Raw genomic sequence first — 16,255 nt, 5'->3', positions numbered from 1 at the left:
CGGCGCGCCCGACCCGGCCACCGGCTGGTGCGGCACGGCCGGCGCCGGCTGTAGCGGCGCGGCGGCGGGAGCGGCGAAGGCGGCGGCCGAACTGGCCCGCCGGGGCAGGGGCAGGTCGGTCAGCGCCCCTTCGGCCACCGGCAGCTCCGGTTGCTCCAGCACGGTCGGGGCGACGCCCAACTCGGCGTGCAGCAGCCGTGCCACCATCGGCATCCGGGTGGCACCGCCGACCAGGAAGAGGCCGGCGAGCTGCCGCGGGTCGAGCCCGGCGGCGGCGATCACCTCCCGGGTCACCGCCACCGCCCGGGCCAGCAGCGGCGCGGCCATCCTTTCCAGGTCGTCCCGGGTCAGCGTGACCGCCGCTTCCACCCCCGGTACGACCACCGGCGCCGCCGTGGCCCGCGACAGCATCTCCTTCGCGCCCCGGACGTTCTCCCACAGCTCATACCGCTGTCGCCACTGGGTGGCGGACTCCGGGTCGACAAGCAGCCGCCAGCGCTCCGGATACGCGTCGGCGACCAACTCGCCGAGCCGCCTCAGCAGGGCGGCGTCGACGTCCAGCCCGCCGAGGTCGTCCGCACCGCCGGCGGCGCCGACGGTGAACCCGGAGTCGCCCCACGGATCGGCGCCCTCGTGGCGCAGCACGGCGACGTCCAACGTGCCCGCGCCGAAGTCGAACACCGCGACCGCCCCGCCGACCGGCACCGGCCGCCGCAGCACCTGGGTGTAGTACCGGGCGGCCGCCACCGGCTCCCGCAGCAGCCGGGTACCCGGCGGCGTGGGGCCGGAGAGGGTGTGCTCGGCCGCCGTCGGCCACCCGGCGAGGGCCAGGGCGTCGGCGAGCACCTGGCGCCGGGCCTCGTCCCAGGTCGCCGGGCAGGTGAGCACCGCCGGAGGCAGGAAGCCGACCGCCTCGACGGCCGCCCGGGCCACCGCGTGCAGCGTCGCGGCCAGCAGTTCGGCCGGCCGGTATCGGCGGTCACCCAGCGACACCGTCGGCTCGTCGACGCGGCGTTTCGGGTTGGGCTCGTAGCGGCCCGGGTCGGTGCGGGCCAGCCGCTGGGCGTCCCCGCCGGCGTGCAGCACCCCGTCGATGTCGGCGTACACGCCGGAGGGAATGAGCGGCTGCCCGTCGACCAGCAGCGGGCGGGTGTGCCCGTCCGGGCGACGCAACACGGCGACGGTGTGCGACGTGCCGAGGTCGACGCCGAGCGCGTACCCCTCCTGCTGGCCTGCCATCTGCCGACTACCTCCGCAGGACGAGGGGATGCCCGGCCCGCATCGTACGCAGCGACCGCACCGCCGCCGATCCCGCCCCGACGGGTCGGCGGGCCCACCCTGACACGAGGGTCCTGTAGGTCTGCTCTCGGTACCGCATCCCACCGGGCAACCGCTCGCCGTCCAGAGGAGACACCCACGCAGCGTCTGCGCCTCAGCCATGCGGCGAACGAAGGCGGAGCCTCGTTGGAGTGCGACGCGCCAGCAGGTCGCCTCCGTTCGCGGGAACCGACGGCGTCGTCTACCGGCCCCGCGTGGTCGCGGCCGCCTCGTAAGGTGACGGCATGGCTGAGCGATCTCTGACCTTGATGGCGGTGCACGCCCACCCCGACGACGAGGCGACGAGCACCGGTGGTGTCCTCGCCCGCTACGCGGCGGAAGGGATCTCCACAGTGCTCGTGACCTGCACCGACGGGCGGTGCGGCGACGGCCCTGGCGGAGTCAAGCCCGGCGACCCGGGGCATGACCCGGCCGCCGTGGTGGCGATGCGCCAGGAGGAACTGGAGGCCAGCTGCGCGGCGTTGAAGGTCACCCACCTGGAGACGCTCGGCTACGCCGATTCCGGGATGATGGGTTGGCCGACCAACGACCTGCCCGGCGCGTTCTGGACCACGCCGGTGGCGGAGGCGGCGGACCGGCTGGCGGAGCTGATCCGACGGTACCGGCCGGACGTCGTCGTCACCTACGACGAGAACGGCTTCTACGGGCATCCGGACCACATCCAGGCCCACAGAATCACCATGGCCGCTGTCGCGATGACGGACATCCCCGCGAAGGTGTACTGGACCACCGTGCCACGCTCGGCGTTCGCGGAATTCGGCCGGATCATGAAGGAACTGGGCGTCGAATGGGCCGAGCCGGACGCGGCAGCGGCGGAGTCGGGGCCGCAGCTTGGCCTGCCCGACGACGAGATCACCACCTGGGTGGACACGAGCAGCTACGGCGCCCAGAAGTTCGAGGCGCTGGCCACGCATGCCAGTCAGACCGAGAACATCTTCTTCCTGCAACTGGGCAGGGAGCGGTTCACCGAGCTGATGGGCATGGAGACCTTCGTCCGGGTCCGCGACACCACCGGGGCGCCGGTACCCGAGAACGACCTGTTCGCCGGACTGCGCTGACCGGTCCGGGTCGTTCGCCGGACCGGCGACGGACACTCGCCGACGGCGGCGACCAGCACCGGACCACCCACAGATGCGCGGCTGGCACCTCCAACCAATCAGCGGTGTCGATCGATCTCCTGGTGGCCTAGGGTGCCGGTCAACGGCATGAACGTTCCTCCGAGAGGAGTGACCCGTGACCCACCACCGCCACGTCCGCCGTCCACTCGTCCTCGCCCTGCTCCTCGTCGCGGTCACCGCCCTGGCCGTGCCGGCGCCGGCCGCCGGCGCGACCTACCCCTACCAGGATCCGACGCTGCCCGTCGCCACCCGCGTCGCCGACCTGCTCTCCCGGATGAGCCTCGACGAGAAGATCGGCCAGATGACCCAGGCCGAGCGCGGATCGGCGACCGCCACCGACGTGAACACCTACCGGCTCGGCTCGCTCCTCTCCGGCGGCGGCTCCGCACCCTCGCCCAACACCGCCACCAGCTGGGCGGACATGTACGACACCTACCAGCGGTCCGCCCTCGCCACGCCGCTGGCCGTTCCGATGATCTACGGCGTGGACGCCGTGCACGGGCACAACAACGTGGTCGGCGCGACGATCTTCCCGCACAACATCGGGCTCGGCGCGACCCGCGATCCGGCCCTGGTGCAGCAGATCGGCCAGGCAGTCGCCGAGGAGATCGCCGGCACCGGCATCGACTGGAACTTCGCGCCCTGCCTCTGCGTGGCCCGCAACGACCGCTGGGGCCGCACGTACGAGTCGTTCGGCGAGACGCCGGAGCTTCCGTCGGAGATGACCACCCTGGTCACCGGCCTTCAGGGCCCCACCCTCGGCGGCCCGACGTCGGTGCTCGCCACCGCCAAGCACTACCTCGGCGACGGCGGCACGACCGGCGGCGACGACCAGGGCGACACGGCGCTGTCCGAGGCGCAGCTGCGGGCGATCCACCTGCCGCCGTTCCAGGCAGCCGTGCAGCGGGGCGTCGGCTCGGTGATGGTCTCCTACAGCAGCTGGAACGGCGTCAAGCTGCACGGCCACCAGTACCTGATCAGCACGGTGCTCAAGGGCGAGCTCGGCTTCACCGGATTCGTCGTCTCGGACTGGAACGGCATCGACCAGATCGACGGCGTCTCCGGCTTCACCGCCGCCGAGGTCACCGCCGCCATCAACGCCGGCATCGACATGGTGATGGTGCCCACCGCCTGGAAGACCTTCATCAACACCCTGCGCGCCGAGGTGCAGAACGGCCACGTGCCACTGAGCCGGATCGACGACGCGAACCGGCGCATCCTGACCAAGAAGTTCGAGCTGGGCCTCTTCGAGCGCCCGTACACCGACCGGAGCTGGACCTCGACCGTCGGCAGCACGGCACACCGGGCACTCGCCCGCCAGGCCGTCCGGCAGTCCCAGGTCCTGCTGAAGAACGCCGGCGCCGTGCTGCCGCTGGCCCGGGACGGCAACAAGATCTTCGTGGCCGGCCGGAACGCCGACAACATCGGCAACCAGAGCGGCGGCTGGACCATCTCGTGGCAGGGCTCCTCCGGCAACATCACCCCCGGCACCAGCATCCTGCAGGGCATCCGGGCCGCGGTCGGTCCGACCACGACGGTCACCTACAACCAGCGCGGCACCGGCATCGACCGCACCTACCGGGCCGCCGTCGCAGTGGTCGGCGAGACACCGTACGCGGAAGGACAGGGCGACCGAACCGGGAGCATGAGCCTGGACCGGGACGACCTGCGGACCATCTCCACCCTGCGCAACGCCGGCGTCCCGGTGATCGTGATTCTGGTGTCCGGCCGCCCGCTCGACATCGCCGCGGAGCTGCCCCGGTGGGACGCGCTGCTGGCGTCCTGGCTGCCCGGCACCGAGGGCGGCGGGGTGGCCGACGTCCTGTTCGGAGCCGCTCCCCCGACCGGAAAACTGCCGATGACCTGGATGAACTCGGTGAGCCAACAGCCGATCAACGCCGGCGACGGGCAGGTGCCGCTGTTCGCGCAGGGCTACGGCCTGACGTACTGACCGTCGGTGAAGGGCCGCCGGACGCATGTCCGGCGGCCCTCTGCGACCCGCCTCCTCGCCTGCACTCGCCCCTCCCACCATCTCCCGATATGCCGGACCACCACGCCAAACCGGACAGGCAGCACCGCTCCGGGATCCCGCCCCGGCCGGGCTGCCCCCGCTATCCCGACAGTCTCCAGTTGTGGAGGCCTGCTGACCACTCCTGGTCACCCCGAGGGCGGCTGAAGGAGCTGCCCAAGGCTCCGAATCAGGGAGGAGACCCGGCGGTTTAGGTTGATCAACTGCTGGGTAGATCGACGACCCGACAGAGGTGGAGGGGAAGGCAGGTCAGTCAGTGGTGAACTCGTGCCGCAGGCCGACCATGTCGAGAAGGGCGACGGTGATCCGGGACGGCTTGCGCAGCACCAGCGCGCATCCCCCCGATGCGACTCGCCGGCGCACCGTCAGCAGCGCCGTGATTCCGGCGGCGCAGAAGAAGTCCACCCCGCTCAGGTCGAGCACCAGCACCGGGGGCGGCTGGTCGGACATCACGTTGTCCACGAGGTCGACGAGCAGGCCGACGGTGCCCATGTCGAGTGGCCCGCGGACCGCCACCACTGTCGCCGGCCCTTCCCTGGCGACCGCGAGGGACAGGATCGGCTGGCGGGTGCTTTCCCGCGTTGTCAGGAGCGACGCCTGATGGACGGACATGAGCTGCTCCTCGACGAGGAAGGCGGGACCGGGTCGGCGCTCGGCCTGCCGTCGGCAGGCGGCGCTGGTCCTGGGCTCATGTCCGAACCCACGTCGACCCTAGCCGGCTCCCGCCCGATCCGCACCCCGCTCATCGGGACGCGTGGGCTACTCGGCGCTGAATCGCATTGGCCGGCGGCTCCCCCCAGGGAGCAAGCCAGGACAGTGGCCTCACCTTCGGTGGAACAACGGACACATGGTTTTCGGGAGGTAGCGGTGGTGTCCGACGGTGCTGACTCGCACCTGGCCGCGGCGTACGGCCGACTGTTGACCCTGCTCGCGGATTCGCTCCACGTCGACCTGTTCCTCGACCACATCGTCCGGGTCGCCGCGGAGGTCGTCACCCCCGCGGTGGCCTGCGGGCTGACCATGCGCCGGGACGGCGGCGCCTTCACCGTCGCCAGCAGTGGCGACCTAGCCGCAAGGGGCGACGAGATCCAGTACGGCGCCGACGAGGGGCCCTGTCTGGAAGCCCTGCGTCGGGGACGGGTCGTCGAGGTCGTCGACCTGCGTGAGGACGGACGGTGGTGTCGCTACCGGGAACACGCGCTCCGGCTCGGCATCGCCAGCTCGCTGTCGCTGCCGATGACGGTCGAGCGCCAGACCGTCGGCGCGTTGAACCTCTACGCCACCCAGCCCGCAGCCTTCACCGAGACGGCACACCGGCACGCCTTGGCGTTCACCGACCAGGCGACGGCAGCGCTGACCGTCATCCTCCGCCAGGCCGACCAGGCGCTCCTGCATCAGCAACTCACCGACGCGATGGCCTCCCGCAGCGTCATCGACCAGGCCCTCGGGGTGCTGATGGGCCAACAACGGTGCACCGCCACGGAGGCTTTCGCCCTGCTCCGGCAGGCGTCGCAGCACCGTAACCGCAAACTGCGCGACGTCGCTGCGGAGATCATCACGCAGGTCACCGGTGAGTCCCCGCAGCCGGCTCCGGGCTTCGTGACGCCCCGCCAACAATCGTGACCAGAGCAGCGGTCGCCGGGTGCTGGCCGGCGACGGCCCGGACGGGACCGTTGCGGGGAACCGCGACACTTGCCGTATGAAAGAGTCCGAGGTTGAGCTGCTGCCCGGAGAGCGGATTCTCTGGCAGGGCCGCCCGCTCCGCCATCGGCTGTTCTGGGCACCGGACGTGCTGCTGATTCCCGTCAGCCTCCTGTGGTTCGGGTACGCCGTGTTCTGGGAAGCGTCCGTTCTCGCCGCGCGGACCACCGGTGACCAGCCCCCGCCGGCGTTCGTCGTGCTGTGGGGTATTCCCTTCGTGCTGTTCGGCCTGTACATGGTGGTCGGACGATTCGTCGTGCGAGCCGTCGCGTCCCGCCGCACCCGGTACTGGCTCACCGACCTCAGGGTGGTGGCAATCGGCGGGCTGTCCGGCAACCGGACCACCTGGGCCTACCTACGGTTGCTGCCGCCGCCGGTCGTGGCCGAGCAGCCGGACGGGTCAGGCAGCCTGGCCTTCGGCTCCTTCCCGGGGTGCTCGACGCCTTCAACCCGAGGATCGGTCCGCGGGGATGGGCCCGCGAACCGTCGAGCGCCCCGATGCTCTTGCACATTCCAGACGTGCGTCGCGTCCGCGACCTCGTGGCCGGGGCCCAGACCGAGCGGGACTGGTCGGCCGGCTTTCCACGATGAATCACGTTGCCGACGCCGGCGTGGTCGTGACCGGCTGGCGCTGGGGCGCCGCTGGAAGCCGCAGCCCGCGGTGGCGGGCGGTGGTCGACAGGCGCGATCAGGAGAAGTGCGTCTTCGGCCGGGTGAGTCGCTCCCCGTCGATGATCAGGTCGACCTTCTCGTTGTAGAAGGCGATCAGCCCGGCGATCGGCAGGAGCGGACCCGTGGGGTGGTCGTACGACCAGGCCAGGTCCGGGTGGACCGTGCCGTCGACCCGCACGGACCAGTAGCGGCTGGTCCGGCCCTTGTACGGGCAGAGGGAGATCGTCTTTGACGGCGCGAGATGCCTGAAGTTCACCTCGGTCCGGTTGAGGTAGTAGCGAGTCGGCAGGCCGGTCTCGAAGACCAGCACCGGCGACGCCGACTCGGCCAGCACGACCCCGTCGAGTTCCACCCGTACGCGGCGGGTGGACCGCAGTGCGTCCACCCGGGCGTACGGATTCCGGGGATGCACGAACACCTCCTCGTCCTCCTCGAACCAGCTGTCCATGGCGGCCCACTCGAACCGGACGGTGTCCGCCAACCCGGGCAGCGCGTCGTCTCCGTACCAGCGGGCGGACGATGGACGGGAGGTCTCGCCGACGCGCAGCCCGTGCACCCGCCCGGTCCCGCATCGGATCCGCTCCGTACGGTGCTCATCGATCAGGAAGTCGCGCTTCACGTCGGCGACCGGGATGTAGTACTGGGGGTAGAAGGGCCACTCCCACACGTACTGCGCCCGCCTGGTGTCCAGCACCAGTTCGCCGGCGAGGTAGGCGCGGATCCGGCGGGGCACCGGCTCAACGCGGTCGTCCGGGGCCATCGCCTTCGGATAGTCCGGCACCTTGTCCTCCAGTTCAGCAACAGCCCGGCTCGGGGGTATTGGCTCAACGATCAGGAGGGCCCTTGTGTCTCGCCGGTCCGGTGAGCGCTCACCCGTACGAGTTCGTACGGCGTCAGCGCCCACCCATGAGAACGCTGGCCGGCGACTCGGATGGCCGGGGTGGGTTGGGACGACCCTGTTCGGGGGAAGTACCCACCCCGGCCAGGAACCGGCTCGGCAACGCCGGCCCCTTCTCAGTGCGGCACCGAGCCAGATTTCGTTACAGCCCGGTCCGAGCATCGGGAATCCGGTGACCCCAACGGTGGGCGCGCGTGCGAGCGACGGCCGTCAGGAGACCCAGCCGTAGCGCCGCTCCGGGCGGCCGGCAGAGCCGTACCGGAGGCTGACCTCCGCCCGCCCCGTGTCGGCGAAGTGTTCCAGGTAGCGCCGCGCGCTGACCCGGGAGATGCCGACCCGGGCGGCGCACTCGGCGGAGGACAACGTGCCGTCGTGCTCGCGCAGCGCGCGCTCGACCAGCTCGGCGGTCTCCGCGCTGAGCCCCCGGGGCAGCGCCGAGGTGGCGATGTGCGAGCCGCTGCGGGACAGCACCCGGTCCACGTCCGCCTGGTCGGCGACCACCGTGGCGCGCGGCGAGTTGCGCCGGGCCGCGTACTGCTCCAGCCGGATCCGCAGCTCGTCGAAGCCGAAGGGCTTGAGCAAGTAGTTGACCGCGCCGTAGCGGACCGCCCGGCGGACCGCCTCGGCCTCCCGGGCGGCGCTGATCACCAGCACGTCGCAGTCGTGCCGCGCGGCGCGTAACCGGGTCACCACGTCCAAGCCGAACATATCGGGCAGGTAGAGGTCGAGCAGCACCAGGTCCGGACGGAGCTCGTCGACGGCGGCGATCGCCTGCTCGCCGGTGCTCGCCGTGCCGACCACCCGGAAGCCGTCGATCCGCTCGACGAAACCACGGTGGATCCGGGCCACCATGAAGTCGTCGTCGACTACCAGCACGTCGATCACCGGACCCCCTCCAGCTTGCCCGCCACCGACATCCGGGCAGTGAACATCGCGCCCTCCTCGGTGTTGGTCACCGCGACCTCACCACCGCGACGGTGACAGACCAGCCGGGTCAGCGCCAATCCGATGCCCCGCTCGCCTCCCCGCGCCGCCTTGGTGGTGAAGCCGTGGGTGAAGACCTCCGTGGCCAGTTCCGGGGCCACCCCGGGTCCCGAATCGCGGACCACGATCTCCACCGAGGAGGCGTCCCGGCGCAGCTCGACCTCCACCCAGGCGGGCCGCTCCGGGTCGCCGCCGCCGGTGTCCCGGCCACCGGCCACCGCCTCCACCGCGTTGTCGACGAGGTTGCCCAGCACCGTCGCGACGTCCGCCGCGACCTCGGGCGCCAGCCGGTCCAGTCCGGTCCGTTCGGAGATCCGCAGCTCCACCCGGCGCTCCGCGGCCAGCGCGGACTTCGCCATCAGCAGCGCGGCCACCGCCGTGTCGTGGATTCGGCTGGTGACCGTCAGGTCCAGCGACGCCCGGTGCCGGCTCAGCGCGTCCACGTACCGGACCACCTCGTCGTGCTCGCCGATCTGGATCAGCCCGGAGATGGTGTGCAGCTGGTTGGCGAACTCGTGGGTCTGCGCCCGGAGCAGCTCGGTGGTGCTGCGGAACGAGCCGATCTCCTGCTCCAGCCGGGCCAGCTCGGTGCGGTCCCGCAGGGTGGTCACCGAGCCCAGCCGGCGGCCGTCCTTGCTGACGGTCATCCGGTTCATCACCAACACCCGGCCGCCCCGGACGACGACCTCGTCCAGGGCCTCCGGGCCGCCGTCGGCGCCGGCCAGCACGTCCCGCAGCCGGCCGGAGATCCGCAGCTCGGCGAGGCTGCGGCCGAGGCAGTGCTCGGGCAGTTCGAGCAGCCGCCGACCGACCGCGTTGACCAGGGTGACCCGCAGCTGGGGGTCCAGCGCGATCACGCCCTCGGCGATGCCGTGCAGCAGCGCCTCCCGATGCTCGGCCAGGCCGGCGATCTCCCGCGGCTCCAGCCCCAGGGTCTGCCGCTTGATCCGCCGCGCCAGCAGCCAGGACCCCACCACCCCGAGCAGGCTCGCGATGCCGAGGTACGTGAACAGGTACGACGAGGCGCCCACGAGCCGCGCCGACCAGGTCGGCGCGACCACGCCGATCATCACCGTGCCGAGCTGGCGCCCCAGGTTCTCCTTGCGATCACCGAGCACCGGCACCTGGGCCACCAGTTCCGGGGAGTCGCCGACCGCCAACTCCCCCGACCAGCTCCTCCCCCGGGCCACGTCGGGATCGCCGAGCAGGAGCGGGCTGCCCACCAGCGTCGGGTCGGTGGAGCTGACCACCCGGCCTTGGGCGTCCGCGACGGTCACCGAGGTCACCCCGGACCGGGTCAGCGCGCTCTGCACCAGCGGCGCGACCAGCTCCGCCGGCGCCGGCTGGTTGAGCCGGTCGCGCAGCAGCGGGTTGCCGGCGAGCTCCTCGCCGAGGGCGGCCACCCGCCGGCCCTCGACCCGGTTGAAGGTGGCCGCAGACTGGGCCAGGGAGACGGCGGCCACCGCCACCAGCACGACGACGATGATCGCGAGCTGGAGCACCAGGAGTTGCCCGGCCAACGTGCGGCGGGGCGTGACCGCGACCACAAAGACCTCAATTTCCGCTGGTGACAGAAGGCAGACGCGGTGTCCGCCCAGGGGCCATCATCTTGCCGCCGGACTCCTTAGAAACGGAAGTGAAACAAGATGGCAACTCGGAAGAACCTGCTGGTCGCCGGCGTCGCCGCCGTCACGGCGCTGGCCCTGGGCGCCTGTGGCGCCACCGCGGACACCAACGAGGGCTCGTCCGGCGGCGACGGCAAGCCGGCCACCGGACTGCGGATCATGGTGCCCAACACTCCCGGCGGCGGGTACGACACCACCGCCCGCACCGCCGCCAAGGTGATGGAGGACGCCAAGATCGCCACCGGTGTGCAGGTCTTCAACCTGCCCGGCGCGGGCGGCACGGTCGGCCTCCAGCGCACGGTGAACGAGAAGGGCAACGGCAAGCTCGCCATGCAGATGGGCCTGGGCGTGGTCGGTGCCTCGTACACCTCCAAGTCGGAGGCGACGCTGACCCAGACCACGCCGCTGGCCAAGCTGATCGAGGAGGCCGGCGCCATCGTGGTGCCGAAGGACTCGCCGTACCAGACGATCGGCGACCTGGTCACCGCCTGGAAGGCCAACCCGAAGGGCCTCGCCGTCGGCGGCGGCTCGTCCCCCGGCGGCCCCGACCACCTGCTGCCGATGCAGCTCGCGAAGACCGTCGGCATCGACCCACGCCAGGTCAACTTCGTCTCGTACGACGGCGGCGGCGAACTGCTGCCGGCCGTGCTCGGCGGCAAGGTGGCCTTCGGCGCCAGCGGCTTCGGTGAGTTCCTCGACCAGGTGGAGGCCGGCCAGCTCCGGGTCCTCGCGGTGACCAGCGAGGCGCCGATCGACGCGCTCAAGGACGTGCCGACGCTGAAGTCCTCCGGCATCGACCTGATCTTCACCAACTGGCGGGGCATCGTCGCGCCGCCCGGCATCAGCGACGACGACAAGAAGGTCTGGATCGACGCGCTGACGAAGATGCACGAGTCCGCCGAGTGGAAGGCCGAGCTGGCCAAGCGCGGCTGGACCGACGCCTTCGTCACCGGCGACGACTTCGCCACCTTCCTGACCGAGCAGGACAAGTCGGTGGCGGACCTGCTCAAGCAGCTCGGGTTGGCATGAGCGGCATGGCCAGCCGACCGGACCGGGGCGGCGAGCAGCCGTCCCGGCCCCCGGCCGTGCAGACATCCGCACCGCCGATTCCCGAACGGGCGGGCGTGGAGACATCCGCACCGCCGGTCCCCGGGCAGGCGGGCGCGGGGCGTACCGCGGATCTGCCGGCGGCAGCGCGGCCCGCGGCGGCCGACGTCCCGCCGACGGTCGCGGACCCGGCGGTGGACGACGGCCCAGCGGCGAAGCGGGACCCGGCGCAGTACGGCGTCTGCGCGTTCCTCGCCCTGGTTGGCGGCCTGGTGATCCTGGACGCGACGACGCGCATCGGGCGCGCGGTGAGTAGCGCCGACCCGATCGGCCCGAAGCCGGTACCGATCCTGCTGGGTGTGCTGCTGCTGATCGTCGCGGCCGTCTACGCGGTCGACGTGGCGCGCGGTGGAGCCGGCGAGCCGGAGGCCGGCGAGGACGTCGACCTGACCACTCCGATCGACTGGCGGACCGTGCTGCTGCTGATCGGGGCCTTCCTGGTCAACGCCGTGCTGATCGACCGGCTCGGCTGGGTGATCAGCGGAACGCTGCTCTTCTGGGGCTCGGCCTTCGCGCTGGGCAACCGGCATTACGTCCGCAACCTGCTGATCGCCGTCGCGCTGTCGTTGATCACCTTCTACGTCTTCGCCATCGGGCTCGGCGTCAACCTGCCCGCCGGCGTGCTGCAAGGGATCCTGTGATGGACAACCTGGGCAATCTGCTCGACGGGTTCGCCAACGTGGTGACCCCGATGAACCTGCTGATCGCGCTGCTCGGCGTCACCATCGGCACCGCCGTCGGCGTGCTGCCGGGCATCGGGCCGGCGATGACGGTGGCGCTGCTGCTGCCGGTCACCTACGGGATGGAGCCCACCCAGGCGTTCATCATGTTCGCCGGCATCTTCTACGGCGGCATGTACGGCGGCTCCACCACCTCGATCCTGCTGAACACCCCCGGCGAGTCGTCCTCGGTGGTGACCGCGATCGAGGGCAACAAGATGGCGAAGGCGGGCCGGGCCGCGCAGGCACTGGCCACCGCCGCGATCGGCTCGTTCGTCGCCGGCACCATCGCCACCCTGCTGCTGGTGGTGGTCACCCCGCCGGTGGTGTCGTTCGCGATCAGCCTCGGTGCGCCGGACTACTTCGCGCTGATGCTGCTGTCGTTCGTGGCGGTCACCGCAGTGCTCGGCGCGTCCCGGGTACGCGGCTTCGCCTCGCTGCTGATCGGCCTGGTCATCGGCGTGATCGGGGTCGACCAGACCGGTCAGCAACGACTCACCCTCGGGATCCCGCAGCTCGCCGACGGCATCGACGTGGTCGTGGTGGCGGTCGGCATCTTCGCCGTCGGCGAGGCGCTCTGGATCGCCGCGCACCTGCGCCGGCGGGCCGCCGAGGTGATCCCGGTCGGCCGGCCGTGGATGGGGAAGCAGGACTGGAAGCGGTCCTGGAAGCCGTGGCTGCGCGGCACCGCGTACGGCTTCCCGTTCGGGGCGCTGCCGGCGGGCGGGGCGGAAATCCCCACCTTCCTGTCGTACGCCACGGAGAAAAAGCTGACCAGGCATCCGGAGGAGTTCGGCCGGGGCGCGATCGAGGGCGTCGCCGGACCCGAGGCGGCCAACAACGCCTCCGCCGCCGGCACGCTGGTGCCGATGCTGGCGATCGGGCTGCCCACCAACGCCACCGCCGCGGTGATGCTGGCCGCCTTCCAGCAGTACGGCATCCAGCCCGGCCCGCTGCTCTTCGAGCGGGAGTCCGCCCTGGTCTGGACGCTGATCGCCAGCCTCTTCGTGGGCAACCTGATGCTGCTGGTGCTCAACCTGCCGCTCGCCCCCGCCTGGGCGCGGCTGCTGCGGGTGCCGCGCCCGTACCTCTACGCCGGGATCCTCTTCTTCGCCTCGATGGGGGCGTACGCGGTCAACGCCCAGCCGTTCGACCTGTTCCTGCTGCTCACCCTCGGCCTGCTCGGATTCGGCATGCGGCGCTTCGGGCTGCCGATCCTGCCGCTGATCGTCGGGGTGATCCTCGGCCCGCGCGCCGAGTTGCAGGGCCGCCGGGCGTTGCAGCTTTCCGGCGGCGAACTGCACGGACTGATCGGCGGCTGGGTGTCCTGGCTGATCTACGCCGTCGTGCTGGTGGTGCTGCTCTGGCCGCTGCTCGGCCGCTTCGTGAGCCGTCCGCTGCGGGAGAGGTTGGTGACCGGATGACCGTGTTGGTGGGGTACGTGCCCTCGGCGCTGGGCGAGGCGGCCCTGCGAGCCGCCGTGGAGCAGGCCCGGTTCCGTGACGAGCCGGTGCTGGTGGTGAACACCTCGCGCGGCGACGCCTACGCGGACCCGCGCCTCGCCCAGGAACCCGACCTGGCCCGGGTGGTCCGGGAACTGACCGCCGCCGGCGTGCCGCACGCCGTCCGGCAGGTGGTGCAGGGCCGGGACGCGGCCGAGGAGATCGTGGCGATCGCCGAGGCGGAGGAGGTGTCGCTGGTGGTGATCGGTATTCGGCACCGGACTCCGGTGGGCAAGCTGATCATGGGGTCGACGGCGCAGGAGATCCTGCTCCGGGTGCCCTGCCCGGTGCTCGCAGTGAAGGCCGACTGAGTGGTCCACCGCGCACCGGGCGCGGGGATCCCGGCTGACCAGAGTCGGCCTGGCCGGCGCGGTCGTCGCCGCCACCGACCTGCACCAGACGCCACCCGCCGATCCGACTACGCAATGCGAGAGGGAACAACCATGCTGACCCCCACCGCCGACCTCTACGACCGGTACGGCGACGAACTCGGCTCGTGCGACACCCAGCTGCGCCAGTTCGGCGCCGTCCGCGCCTTCGCCGGGCCGGCCGTCACCGTGCGCTGCTTCGAGGACAATGCCCTGCTCAAGTCGATCGTCGCCGAGCCGGGAGAGGGCCGGGTGCTGGTGGTGGACGGCGGCGGGTCGGTGCACACCGCGCTGATGGGCGACCTGATCGCCGGCACCGCGGCGGAAACCGGTTGGGCGGGGGTGGTGATCAACGGCGCGGTCCGTGACGTCACCGCGCTGGCCGCCCTGCCGATCGGCATCAAGGCGCTCGGCGCCAACCCCCGCACGAGCGCGAAGACGGAAGCCGGCGAGCGGGACGTGCCGGTGGAGTTCGGCAACTGCGTCTTCACCCCGGGCGCCGAGGTGCACAGCGACGACGACGGCGTGGTCGTCCTGCCGGTCGGCGTGCGGGAGTAGCCCCGGGGGTCAGCGCCCGGTGGACCAGGCGCGCCGCACGTGGGCACCACCAGCGCGGGGTGCCCCGTCGCACCCGTCGTGCGCCGATCCTGCGACGCGGCACCCGCGGTGGCGGCTTCGGCCGGATCAGTCCGCCGGCGCGCCAGCGGTACGTGGTCGAGGCTCATCAGCTGGCTTGTGCCCGCTGGCCACCGTCCTCGTGCACCAGTCCGATCCGGCGGAGATCTCGGTCGCGCTCGATCGGCTCAAGACGTTGGACCTGGCGTCCGGACCCGGCGGCGCGATCGCGTTCCGGTACGCGTTTGCCGAGTTCTGCGACGCCCGACTCGCCAGGGACCGAGACCGCCTGACGGCGCTACGGCAGGAGGCCGACCGGCTGGGGGTACGCACCCGCTCGTGGATCCCGGTCGAATGCTTCCTTGATTCGGCCGGGCTGACGCTCCGGCCTGTGCCGACGCAGTGGTCCGAGCCATACGACGTCGTCAGCCGGCGCTGGCGCGGCCACCTGCACACCTACCTGGCGCGCCATACTGTCGCCGACGATGGCGGGCAACCGGTCCATCCGTGACCGATGGACAGCCTCCTGGTGATCGAACCACGTCCCTCGCCAATCGGGGCGACCCGGAACCGCCGCGTGACTCCATCGCCCGCGCACCCCCGGACGCCCGCCTGCTCCCACCCCCGGTCCTCATGCCCCCGGGCCACAGAGCTGGGTGGGACGTGAACGGCCTGCCGGCGGCTGGTACGGACGCCCGCGCGCTACTCGCTCAGGAGCTGCTCGCGCAGGATGTCCGCGTGCCCGCAGTGCTGGGCGAGCTCGCGCAGCACGTGGAGGTACACCCAGCGCAGCGGGAGCGGTCCGCGCCGGTTGCCGTGGACCATGTCGTCCAGCCCGAGGATGACGTCGCGCGCCGTGACGCTGCGCATGCTTCGGCGTGTGCTCGCTGGACGGTGGCGATGGTGTCGTCGTCATCGAGGATGAACGACTCGTCCGGCGTCGCGGCGATGCCGATCTCGGCGCGCGACCGGCACGTGACGGCTTCGTCGAACCAGACCTTCTCGACGAAGGTCGCGTGCTTCACCAGGCCCAGCAGCGTGGTCCGGGAGGGCACCAACGACCGGCGCACCTGCTCCTCGGTCAGCCCGTCCAAGCAGCCGTTGAGCGCGCGGCGGTGCTCATCGAGAAACACCTCGAACTGAGCCTTGGCCGGCTGATCGATCACGTCTTCGGCGAACGTCGCCGGGAGGGAGGACATGTGCGAAGCATCCCAAGACCCGTCGCCCAAGAGCAACCGGCGCTCATCGGCACGGTCGGGAGCACCACTACGATGCGAATGTGACTCACATCACCCCCGTCCGGCGGCTGTACCCGCTGCTCGCCGCCGCGATCGTCCTGTTGTCGCTCGGCGCGGGCGTGGCCTGGGGCGTCGGCGACGCGCTGGGGCTGAGCCACACCCCCGCCGCCGTGCCACGCGAGGACATCGCCGCCGCGCCGCGGCGGGTGGCCGCACCGGCGCCGCCGTTGGCGTCCATCGTCGTGCCGGACGAGCCGCGCACCATCAAGGCCGCGTCCGCCGTCGCCGACGCGCTCGCCTCCCGCGGCCTGCCCCGCCCGGCCGTCGTCACCCCGGCCGCG

Annotated in this window: 15 protein-coding genes and 1 pseudogene; 10 read left to right on the top strand and 6 right to left on the bottom strand. The window is 71.7% G+C overall.

What is annotated here, in order from left to right; genetic code table 11:
• A partial coding sequence (locus tag NCC78_RS14710; RefSeq protein ID WP_250795086.1) for an Hsp70 family protein occupies positions 1 to 1,239 on the bottom strand: 1,239 nt, incomplete at its 3' end.
• 323 nt (positions 1,240 to 1,562) lie between these two features.
• Here NCC78_RS14710 and NCC78_RS14705 point away from each other — a divergent pair.
• Positions 1,563 to 2,396 carry a PIG-L family deacetylase gene (locus tag NCC78_RS14705; RefSeq protein WP_250795085.1) on the top strand — a complete coding sequence of 278 codons (834 nt, stop codon included), beginning with the start codon at positions 1,563 to 1,565 and terminating at the stop codon, positions 2,394 to 2,396.
• Positions 2,397 to 2,571: 175 nt separating this feature from the next.
• The gene (locus NCC78_RS14700; RefSeq protein WP_250795083.1) at positions 2,572 to 4,407 is read left to right on the top strand and encodes a glycoside hydrolase family 3 protein; all 1,836 of its coding nucleotides are present in this window, start codon (positions 2,572 to 2,574) and stop codon (positions 4,405 to 4,407) included.
• Between the two features lie 327 nt (positions 4,408 to 4,734).
• Here NCC78_RS14700 and NCC78_RS14695 read toward each other — a convergent pair whose 3' ends face one another.
• Positions 4,735 to 5,097, bottom strand: coding sequence for an STAS domain-containing protein (locus tag NCC78_RS14695; RefSeq protein ID WP_250795082.1), 363 nt, complete (start codon positions 5,095 to 5,097; stop codon positions 4,735 to 4,737).
• Between the two features lie 258 nt (positions 5,098 to 5,355).
• On the opposite strand from NCC78_RS14695, the gene NCC78_RS14690 reads away from it, so the two are divergent.
• The gene (locus tag NCC78_RS14690) at positions 5,356 to 6,108 is read left to right on the top strand and encodes a GAF and ANTAR domain-containing protein (protein WP_250795081.1); all 753 of its coding nucleotides are present in this window, start codon (positions 5,356 to 5,358) and stop codon (positions 6,106 to 6,108) included.
• A gap of 766 nt (positions 6,109 to 6,874) precedes the next feature.
• Here NCC78_RS14690 and NCC78_RS14685 read toward each other — a convergent pair.
• The 3 genes from NCC78_RS14685 to NCC78_RS14675 all read right to left on the bottom strand — a co-directional run bounded on the left by NCC78_RS14685 (position 6,875) and on the right by NCC78_RS14675 (position 10,287).
• Positions 6,875 to 7,639, bottom strand: a complete 765-nt coding sequence (locus tag NCC78_RS14685; RefSeq protein ID WP_250795080.1) for a DUF427 domain-containing protein — start codon at positions 7,637 to 7,639, stop codon at positions 6,875 to 6,877.
• A gap of 327 nt (positions 7,640 to 7,966) precedes the next feature.
• On the bottom strand, positions 7,967 to 8,641 hold the full coding sequence (locus tag NCC78_RS14680; RefSeq protein ID WP_250795079.1) for a response regulator: 675 nt from the start codon (positions 8,639 to 8,641) through the stop codon (positions 7,967 to 7,969).
• Complete coding sequence (locus tag NCC78_RS14675; protein WP_250795078.1) at positions 8,638 to 10,287, bottom strand: sensor histidine kinase; 1,650 nt, start codon at positions 10,285 to 10,287, stop codon at positions 8,638 to 8,640. The genes NCC78_RS14680 and NCC78_RS14675 overlap by 4 nt, the downstream gene beginning before the upstream one ends.
• A gap of 99 nt (positions 10,288 to 10,386) precedes the next feature.
• Between NCC78_RS14675 and NCC78_RS14670 the strand changes: the two genes are divergently transcribed.
• The 6 genes from NCC78_RS14670 to NCC78_RS14645 all read left to right on the top strand — a co-directional run bounded on the left by NCC78_RS14670 (position 10,387) and on the right by NCC78_RS14645 (position 15,187).
• Positions 10,387 to 11,394 (top strand): Bug family tripartite tricarboxylate transporter substrate binding protein, encoded by a 1,008-nt coding sequence (locus NCC78_RS14670; protein WP_250795077.1) that lies wholly within the window; start codon positions 10,387 to 10,389, stop codon positions 11,392 to 11,394.
• Positions 11,395 to 11,399: 5 nt separating this feature from the next.
• Positions 11,400 to 12,113: a tripartite tricarboxylate transporter TctB family protein gene (locus tag NCC78_RS14665; RefSeq protein ID WP_250795076.1), complete on the top strand. Its 714-nt coding sequence runs from the start codon at positions 11,400 to 11,402 to the stop codon at positions 12,111 to 12,113.
• Positions 12,113 to 13,615, top strand: a complete 1,503-nt coding sequence (locus NCC78_RS14660; protein WP_250795075.1) for a tripartite tricarboxylate transporter permease — start codon at positions 12,113 to 12,115, stop codon at positions 13,613 to 13,615. Before NCC78_RS14665 ends, NCC78_RS14660 begins: the two co-directional genes overlap by 1 nt.
• Complete coding sequence (locus NCC78_RS14655; RefSeq protein WP_250795074.1) at positions 13,612 to 14,004, top strand: universal stress protein; 393 nt, start codon at positions 13,612 to 13,614, stop codon at positions 14,002 to 14,004. Before NCC78_RS14660 ends, NCC78_RS14655 begins: the two co-directional genes overlap by 4 nt.
• A 132-nt stretch (positions 14,005 to 14,136) precedes the next feature.
• A complete protein-coding gene (gene rraA / locus NCC78_RS14650; protein WP_250795073.1) occupies positions 14,137 to 14,619 on the top strand; it encodes a ribonuclease E activity regulator RraA in 483 nt (160 codons plus the stop codon).
• A gap of 175 nt (positions 14,620 to 14,794) precedes the next feature.
• On the top strand, positions 14,795 to 15,187 hold the full coding sequence (locus tag NCC78_RS14645) for a hypothetical protein (RefSeq protein WP_250795072.1): 393 nt from the start codon (positions 14,795 to 14,797) through the stop codon (positions 15,185 to 15,187).
• Positions 15,188 to 15,378: 191 nt separating this feature from the next.
• On the opposite strand, the pseudogene NCC78_RS14640 reads toward NCC78_RS14645, so the two are convergent.
• A pseudogene (locus tag NCC78_RS14640) lies at positions 15,379 to 15,875 on the bottom strand (DinB family protein).
• Positions 15,876 to 15,955: 80 nt separating this feature from the next.
• Between NCC78_RS14640 and NCC78_RS14635 the strand changes: the two are divergent.
• A partial coding sequence (locus NCC78_RS14635) for a hypothetical protein (RefSeq protein ID WP_250795071.1) occupies positions 15,956 to 16,255 on the top strand: 300 nt, incomplete at its 3' end.

Origin of the sequence: Micromonospora phytophila (genome assembly GCF_023656545.1) — a bacterium.
GTDB classification, from domain to species: domain Bacteria; phylum Actinomycetota; class Actinomycetes; order Mycobacteriales; family Micromonosporaceae; genus Micromonospora; species Micromonospora phytophila.
Note: the sequence above shows the minus strand (reverse complement) of the source record. Positions and strands in the feature narration are given on the sequence as shown.

What these genes read in the sequence shown, in the direction of transcription:
- NCC78_RS14705 (WP_250795085.1), top strand. Translation starts at nt 1,563, where the DNA reads ATGGCTGAGCGATCTCTGACCTTGATGGCGGTGCACGCCCACCCCGAC.
- NCC78_RS14695 (WP_250795082.1), bottom strand. Translation starts at nt 5,097, where the DNA reads ATGTCCGTCCATCAGGCGTCGCTCCTGACAACGCGGGAAAGCACCCGC.
- NCC78_RS14670 (WP_250795077.1), top strand. Translation starts at nt 10,387, where the DNA reads ATGGCAACTCGGAAGAACCTGCTGGTCGCCGGCGTCGCCGCCGTCACG.
- NCC78_RS14665 (WP_250795076.1), top strand. Translation starts at nt 11,400, where the DNA reads ATGGCCAGCCGACCGGACCGGGGCGGCGAGCAGCCGTCCCGGCCCCCG.
- NCC78_RS14660 (WP_250795075.1), top strand. Translation starts at nt 12,113, where the DNA reads ATGGACAACCTGGGCAATCTGCTCGACGGGTTCGCCAACGTGGTGACC.
- NCC78_RS14655 (WP_250795074.1), top strand. Translation starts at nt 13,612, where the DNA reads ATGACCGTGTTGGTGGGGTACGTGCCCTCGGCGCTGGGCGAGGCGGCC.
- rraA (WP_250795073.1), top strand. Translation starts at nt 14,137, where the DNA reads ATGCTGACCCCCACCGCCGACCTCTACGACCGGTACGGCGACGAACTC.